Origin of the sequence: Janthinobacterium darwini (assembly GCF_051380905.1) — a bacterium.
GTDB lineage: Bacteria > Pseudomonadota > Gammaproteobacteria > Burkholderiales > Burkholderiaceae_D > Janthinobacterium.
The window spans coordinates 585,192-592,126 of record NZ_JBNYXX010000003.1; the positions used below are offsets into that span (position 1 = coordinate 585,192).

A 6,935-nucleotide genomic window follows, 5' to 3' on the forward strand; every position below is an offset into this window, starting at 1 on the left:
CTAGGGCAAACCAGCAATGAATCTCCATCAACTGCGCTTCGTGCGCGAAGCGGTCCGGCAGAACTATAACCTGACGGACGCCGCCAAGGCCTTGTTTACGTCGCAACCGGGCGTATCGAAAGCCATCATCGAGCTGGAGGAAGAGCTGGGCGTGGATATTTTTACACGCCACGGCAAGCGCATCCGCGGCTTGACGGAGCCGGGCCGCCTGGTGCTGGAATCGGTCGAGCTGATCATGCAGGAAATCGACAGCATGAAGCGCATCGGCAAGGAATTCGCGGCGCAGGACAGTGGCAGTTTCACCATTGCTACCACGCATACACAGGCGCGCTACACCTTGCCCAAGGTCGTGCAAGCGTTCATGCTGAAGTTCCCGAAGGTGAGATTGTCATTGCTGCAAGGCAATCCGCGCCAGATCGCCGAGATGGTACAGCGCGACCAGGCCGATCTCGCCATTGCCACGGAATCGATCGCCGCCATTGATGGCCTGATTACCTTGCCCTGCTATCAATGGGAGCACGTGGTGGTGGTGCCGGTCGATCATCCGCTGCTCAAATCGAAGTCCGTGACCCTGGAAGAGATCGCCGCTTTCCCCCTGATTACCTATGACAGCGCGTTCGCCGGACGCAACAAGATCGACCACGCTTTCGTGCTGCGCGGCCTGAAGCCCGACATCTTGCTGGAAGCCATCGATGCCGACGTGATCAAGACTTATGTCGAGTTGGGCATGGGGATTGGTATCATAGCGGGTATGGCCTTCGATGCCGAACGCGACAAAGGCTTGCGCGCCATCCCTGTCGGCCACCTGTTCGGTATGAATGTGTCGCGCGTGGCCGTCAAGCAAGGCGCGTATTTGCGCAGCTATATCTATACCTTTATTGAGTTGCTGACGCCGACCTTGAACCGCAAACTCATCGAGCAGGCGATGAGTGGTGATAAAGAGCACTACGAACTATAACAATGCATGAAGTCGGCCGGGCGATGTGCCTGGCCAAGATTATTTAAGAAGAGAAGAAACAATGATTACCGATCAGCTTGCCAAATATTACGCCACCATCGCGCAGCAGTACGAGCGCGTCTATGACAAGCCCGAACGCCAGGAAGACCTGGAAGTGTTGCGCGACAAGGTTGCCGACGTACTGGAAGGCCATACCGTGCTGGAACTGGCCTGCGGTACCGGCTACTGGACGGAAGTGGTCGCCGAGTCGGCCGAGTCCGTGCTGGCGACCGATATCAACGATGAAATGCTGGCGCTGGCCCAGGCACGCGGCTTGTCCGACAACGTCACCTTCGCCAAGCTCGATGCGTTCAATTTGCCCGATGACTTGCTGGGCAAGTTCACGGCCGTGTTCGCCGGCTTCTGGTGGTCGCACGTCAAGCGCGAAGACCAGGACAAATACCTGAAGCAGTTGCGCAGCAAGCTCGGCAAGGACATCCTGCTGGTGCTGATCGACAATTCCTATGTCGATGGCAGTAGCACTGTCATCGCGCGCACCGATCTGGAAGGCAATACCCACCAGTTCCGCACGACGGATGGGGGCGAACGCTATGAAGTACTGAAGAATTTCCCATCGGATAGTCATCTGCGCAAGAAGTTTGCCCACTCGGCCCGTGAAATCCGCATGAAGCGCCTGGAATACTATTGGCTGTTGAGCTGCCGCCTGAAGTAAGGCAGGAACGACAACATCCACCGCCCTCGGGCGGTTTTTTTTCGCCTGTTGTTTTTATGTGACACAGTGTTGTGCCAAAAAGCAACATCTTGTCGATGTCATATTGTTGAAGTATTTCGTGGGCATGATTCGGTTCAGCAGCTAAGCAGCTCAGCAGCAGCTCAACTTGTCCAACCTAATGTAGAGAATCTCAAGTGAAAAAAATTACTCTGGCAGCATTGATCATCGGCACCTTTGCAGCAGCTACGGCGCAAGCACAATCGAACGTTACCGTATACGGCGTGGTCGATCTGGGCATTGCCAAGACCACGGGCGGTGCGTTGCTGGAACGTGAAAATCAGGCGTCGCGTATTGGTTTCAAGGGCACGGAAGATCTGGGTAACGGCTTGAAAGCCATTTTCAACCTGGAAAGCGAATTCAAGGCTGACACCGGTGCACAAGCAACCGCCAACACCCTGTTCGATCGCCAGGCATGGGTAGGCCTGACCGGTGACTTCGGTACCGTCTACCTGGGCCGTACCAAGGACCTGATCGACGGCACCCTGGCACGCGTCGATCCATTCAACACCTACGGCGTCATCGGCAAGATCAATGAGCCAGTCATGCGCGGCGGCCAGTCGCCAAACGGCGCGCAAGCCATTCCAAGCGCATCGGTCGTGGGCGCGTCGCGCGTCAGCAATGCCGTGACCTACAACAGCCCATCGTTCAGCGGCTTCGTCGTCAGCGGCCAATACGTCGCCAGCGAAATCAAGGATGCCGATTCGGGCTTCAGCGTGGTTGCCACGTATGACCAAGGTCCAGCCAGTGCACATGCCGGTTACCAAAAGAAAGTCCAGTCCGTTGCCAACGCAGCGGCTGAACCGAAGCTGTGGATTATTGGCGGCGGTTACAAATTTGGCCCTGCCAAAGTCACTTTTGATTACTCGAAAGCAGATACCGATGCCGCCGTTACCGGCGAATTCAAGAGCTACCTGCTGGGTCTGGCCTATGACATCGGCGGCGGCGCCATCAAGGTCAGCTACGTGAAACAGAAGCAAGACAGCAACACTGTCAGCGGCAAGGAAACGGCCAAGGCCTATGGCTTGGGCTACGACTACCCGCTGTCGAAGCGTACCGCCGTGTACGTGTACGGTGGCCGCGACCAGTTCAGCGAAAAATCGATGTATCAGCTGGGCATGACCCACAAGTTCTAAGCAAACATTTTTTGCCACGACAAAGGCGCCCGCGGGCGCCTTTTTTTTTCTTATGACGTGGCTGTTTCCATCACTTCCGTCTGCATGGGTAGGGAGATGTCGATGCGTGTTCCGCCCAGTTTGTTATCGGCGCCGATATGGATGCTGCCGTTCAAGCCCCACACACGCTCGCGCATGCCCAGCAGTCCCAGGGCCGTGGCTTTTCCCAGCTCGTGTTCGGCAATGCCGCGGCCGTCATCTTGGATGGTAATCGCCAGCGAGGAATCGATGCGGTGCAGGGCGATGGTGATGTGGCTTGCCTCGGCATGGCGCACGATATTCGTCAGCGCTTCTTGCACGATGCGGTAGATGCTTGTGCTGCGCGCATCGTCGAGTACCAGGTCGGCCTCGTCGGCCAGCAAGTCAAAATGGATGGCGCGGCGCAACAGAAAGTCGTGGCGCAGTTTTTGTAGTGCAAAATACAATCCTCCTTCATCGAGCGCGCGCGGCCGCAGGTTGCTGGCGATACGCCGCAGTGAGGTGATGGCCGTCACCAGCAAGCCGTCCATGCTGCGCAGCAACGTTTGCAAGGACAAAGTCGTGTCCGTGTGCTGGCGCACCAGAGTCAGGTCGCCCCGCAAGGTGGCCAGCAATTGCCCCAGGTCATCATGCAGTTCGCGTGCGATATGCTTGCGCTCTTCTTCTCGGATCGATTGCAGTGCGCTCGACAATTCACGCAGTTGCGAAAAGGAGCGGGCCAGCTGTTCATGCATTTGCTGGCGCGCACTGATGTCGCGCACGATGATGGTAAACACGCTGCGACCATCTTCCTGCATGGCAGAGAGCGAACCTTCGAGCGGAAACATGGCGCCATCGCTGCGCCGCCCCGTCAAAGTGTAGTCGGTGGCGCGCCGGCCAGTCAGGCGCAGCCCTTGATTGATGTCGCTAAACGGCGGATCGCCATCGTGCTTGCTCAGGCTGCACAGGGTACGCAAGTCGCGCAGGATGTAGTGCCCCAGGCGCTTGCCCCGCATGCTGAGCGGCGTATCGTCGAACAATCTGGCTGCCGCCGCGTTCGCATGCAGGATGATTTGTCCGCTGTCGATGCTGATGATGGCGTCGCTGGCGCTGTCGATGATGGCCTGGCCACGCGCCTGCCGTTGCCGCCTGGCTTTTAGTGGAGGAAACAAGCACAGCAAAAGCACCGCCGCCATGCCCAGCGGCAGGATGCGCAGCAGGATTGGACTGGGCATGGGCTTCTCCTTGCGAACGTGAGCGAAGGCAGGCAAGACAGGGATGGGCAGGACTTCATATAGCCTATGCTTGTTGGGATGGCATGGCTTGATGTGGCGCAGTAAGGGGATAGAAGAGAACCATGCGCCGCGCCGGCCTGGGCCCCGGGCGGCGGGAAACTTACATTTGCTTGAACAGGTGCAAGAAGCTGCGGCTCACTTCGAGCTTGTCGGATTTGCCTTTGATGAGTACCAGGTGGCGGCCGCGGATGTCGCGTGTCACGCCTTCGATGGCATTCACGTTGACCAGAGTGGCGCGATGGATTTGCCAGAACAGCGAAGGATCGAGCTCTTCGGCCAGATCGCGCACGGGCTTGCGGATCAGTGCCTCATACTTGGCGGTTTGCACGCAGGTGTATTTCTCGTCAGAACGGAAAAATAAAATCTCTTCCACGGGTATCATGCGCAAGTCCTGGCCGATGCTGGCCTGTATCCATTGCAGGTAGGTGGGCTTGGCCGTGATTTTTTCCGCCAGCTGCGACAGCATCGCCGTGACGCTGCTGTTGACGTCCAGGGCCGGCTTGTTCAAGTGCGTTTTCAGACGTTCCACCGTTACCAGCAAGCGCTCATGCTCGGGCGGCTTGAGCACATAATCGACGGCGCCCCGTTCGAACGCTTCGACGGCGTGGGTGTCGTAGGCCGTCACGAAGACGATATGCGTCTTGCTGCCAATAACTTGCGCCGCTTCCATGCCCGTCTTGCCCGGCATGCGGATATCGAGGAAGGCAAAGTCGGGTTTGAGTTGTTCCACCAGTTCAATCGCTTCGTCGCCATTCTTGGCTTCGCCGATGATTTCCAGTTCAGGCCAGGCTTGGCCCAGGCGCAGGCGTAGCTGGTCACGCATCAGTCTTTCGTCGTCGGCAATAATAGCGGTAGGCATAGGTCTCAAGTGTGAACGGGCGAAGATTGATTATTCAATGATTTAGCGTTTTTATCAACTGTCTTATTTAGACAGCAGATACGGTACTTCGATCACGGCGCATACACCGCTGGGCTGGTTGGGCGTGATGGTCAGGCTACCCTGGTCGCCATGCAGCAGTTTCAGGCGTTCACGGATGGTGGGCAAGCCCAGTCCCGTGCCATCGCTGGGTACCACGCCAAAGCCCAGGCCGTCATCGGTGACGATAACGCGCAGCTTGCTGTGCGCCACTTCCGCCACGATGCGCAGGGTGCCGCCTTCCGGTTTGACTTCCAGGCCATGCTTGATGGCATTTTCCACCATCGATTGCAGCATCATGGGCGGGAAGGCGGCACTGCGCAGGCCGTCGGGAATCTGGAAATCGACGGTCAGGCGTTCTTCCATGCGCATTTTCAGCAGGTTCAGATAGGCTTGCACCATGTCCGCTTCACGGCCCAGGTTAGTAATCAGGGCATTGTCGCGCATTTGCGGCAGCACGGCGCGCAGATACTGGATCAGGCTGCGCTGCATCTTGGCCGCGCGCGGCGGGTCTGTCTGGATCAAGTGCTCGACGGAGGCGAGGGTATTGAACAGGAAGTGCGGCTCGACTTGCGCCTGCATCATCTGCATCTTCGCTTCGCTGAGCTGGCGCTGCATGGATGCGCGTTCGGCCGCCTCATTGGCCGTGACAGTTTCCGCTTCGGCGCGTTTCTTGCCGCCAACCAGGGCCTTCATGGCGAACAGGGCCAACACCAGCAAGGACACAAAACTCTTGAACCAGGTGGAAGCTTGCTGGTGGTAGCGCGACACTTTTTGCTCCGCCGCATCATCGACCGCTTCTTCGATGGCATTCGACAGTTCTTCGCCGATCTGTGGTGGCAATTCAATATGGACTTCTTCCCCTGAAGCGTTGGTCGTCACGGGGTAGCTGGGTTTGGCGGGGGCGGCCGGCGGTTCGGGCGGTGTCGGCGGCACCGCTTTTGCCTGCTCGTCCGCCTCACTGGCATCGACCGGGTCGCTGGCGGCGTCGGTGGTGCTGCTGCGCCGGTTCTTGCTGTTACGGGGATTGAAATGGATGCCCGTATCGTCGATCAGGATATTGGTGTCCCCCGAGCCCTTGCTGCTGCGTTTGTGCGACTTGATGACAACTTCTTCGTCCGGGCTGGACGAGAACAGCTCATCTTGCAAAATGGAGCCGGCGATCAGGGCCAGCGCCGCAAACAGGAAAAATTTCCACCAAGACAGTTGGGTAACCCAGGTTGTCGTTGCGTCGAATGCCCGTTGCAACCAAGCGAGGATGGTTTTCAACAATTGGGGCAGGCTGGAAATCGGAAGCATGGGAGCACTTTCAAGTACAAGAGTTAATCGACGCAACGGGCAAGTTTAACCCCTTGTTGAGTAGCGTCAGAGTCTGATGTTGCCACTGTGCCTAAAGACCACGAACTACGCCAGTCGATTGCGACAGGCTGCACAAAAGGGCACTTGAAGTGAAGACCGGGCTTGCTGGGCGGCGAGGGCGGGAAAATAGCACTTGCGAGGAGTGCGGGGCGGGGCTATAATTCGCCCCCTCGCTGAACGACGCATGCAAATGCCGAGTAAGGTGAGAAAAAAGAAGGAGTTGACGGACGTAGCAAAATGCTTCATACTCTTCCTTCTTCGCAGCTGACAAACACAACGCTTTGTCGATAGCGCGAAAGCAGTAACCGAATACCGTTCTTTAACAATTAACAGTCGATAAGTGTGGGCATTTGATGTAAGTGCAGCGCCAATCTTCGGATTGGCGTCTAACTTAAAATATCAAATGTTCACAAGAAATAATGAAATAGGATACTTCTTCGGAAGTAGCCTGTCAGTTTTTTGAGTGAGCGACCCGTCGCAAGACGGTGCCAATAAAATGGCAAAG

The 6,935-nt window shown here is 57.1% G+C and carries 6 protein-coding genes; 3 read left to right on the plus strand and 3 right to left on the minus strand.

The window, feature by feature from the left end:
* The first annotated feature begins 16 nt into the window (after positions 1–16).
* The 3 genes from ACQ4WZ_RS21185 (at position 17) to ACQ4WZ_RS21195 (ending at position 2,863) form a co-directional block, all read left to right on the plus strand.
* On the plus strand, positions 17–958 hold the full coding sequence (locus tag ACQ4WZ_RS21185) for a CysB family HTH-type transcriptional regulator (protein ID WP_034751505.1): 942 nt from the start codon (positions 17–19) through the stop codon (positions 956–958).
* A gap of 61 nt (positions 959–1,019) precedes the next feature.
* Entirely contained in the window at positions 1,020–1,670 is a 651-nt protein-coding gene (locus ACQ4WZ_RS21190; RefSeq protein ID WP_133993661.1) for a class I SAM-dependent methyltransferase, read from the plus strand.
* 194 nt (positions 1,671–1,864) lie between these two features.
* On the plus strand, positions 1,865–2,863 hold the full coding sequence (locus ACQ4WZ_RS21195; RefSeq protein ID WP_101480228.1) for a porin: 999 nt from the start codon (positions 1,865–1,867) through the stop codon (positions 2,861–2,863).
* A 50-nt stretch (positions 2,864–2,913) separates the two neighbouring features.
* Here the strand turns inward: ACQ4WZ_RS21195 and ACQ4WZ_RS21200 are convergent, their stop codons facing one another.
* The 3 genes from ACQ4WZ_RS21200 to ACQ4WZ_RS21210 all read right to left on the minus strand — a co-directional run bounded on the left by ACQ4WZ_RS21200 (position 2,914) and on the right by ACQ4WZ_RS21210 (position 6,370).
* Entirely contained in the window at positions 2,914–4,095 is a 1,182-nt protein-coding gene (locus ACQ4WZ_RS21200; RefSeq protein WP_133993659.1) for a PAS domain-containing sensor histidine kinase, read from the minus strand.
* Positions 4,096–4,255: 160 nt separating this feature from the next.
* The gene (locus ACQ4WZ_RS21205; protein ID WP_101480230.1) at positions 4,256–5,014 is read right to left on the minus strand and encodes a LytR/AlgR family response regulator transcription factor; all 759 of its coding nucleotides are present in this window, start codon (positions 5,012–5,014) and stop codon (positions 4,256–4,258) included.
* Between the two features lie 63 nt (positions 5,015–5,077).
* Positions 5,078–6,370, minus strand: coding sequence for a sensor histidine kinase (locus tag ACQ4WZ_RS21210; RefSeq protein ID WP_101480231.1), 1,293 nt, complete (start codon positions 6,368–6,370; stop codon positions 5,078–5,080).
* Positions 6,371–6,935: the final 565 nt, after the last annotated feature.

Coding starts and splice junctions, on each gene's coding strand:
- ACQ4WZ_RS21210 (WP_101480231.1), bottom strand. CDS start 6,370: ATGCTTCCGATTTCCAGCCTGCCCCAATTGTTGAAAACCATCCTCGCT.
- ACQ4WZ_RS21190 (WP_133993661.1), top strand. CDS start 1,020: ATGATTACCGATCAGCTTGCCAAATATTACGCCACCATCGCGCAGCAG.
- ACQ4WZ_RS21200 (WP_133993659.1), bottom strand. CDS start 4,095: ATGCCCAGTCCAATCCTGCTGCGCATCCTGCCGCTGGGCATGGCGGCG.
- ACQ4WZ_RS21185 (WP_034751505.1), top strand. CDS start 17: ATGAATCTCCATCAACTGCGCTTCGTGCGCGAAGCGGTCCGGCAGAAC.
- ACQ4WZ_RS21205 (WP_101480230.1), bottom strand. CDS start 5,014: ATGCCTACCGCTATTATTGCCGACGACGAAAGACTGATGCGTGACCAG.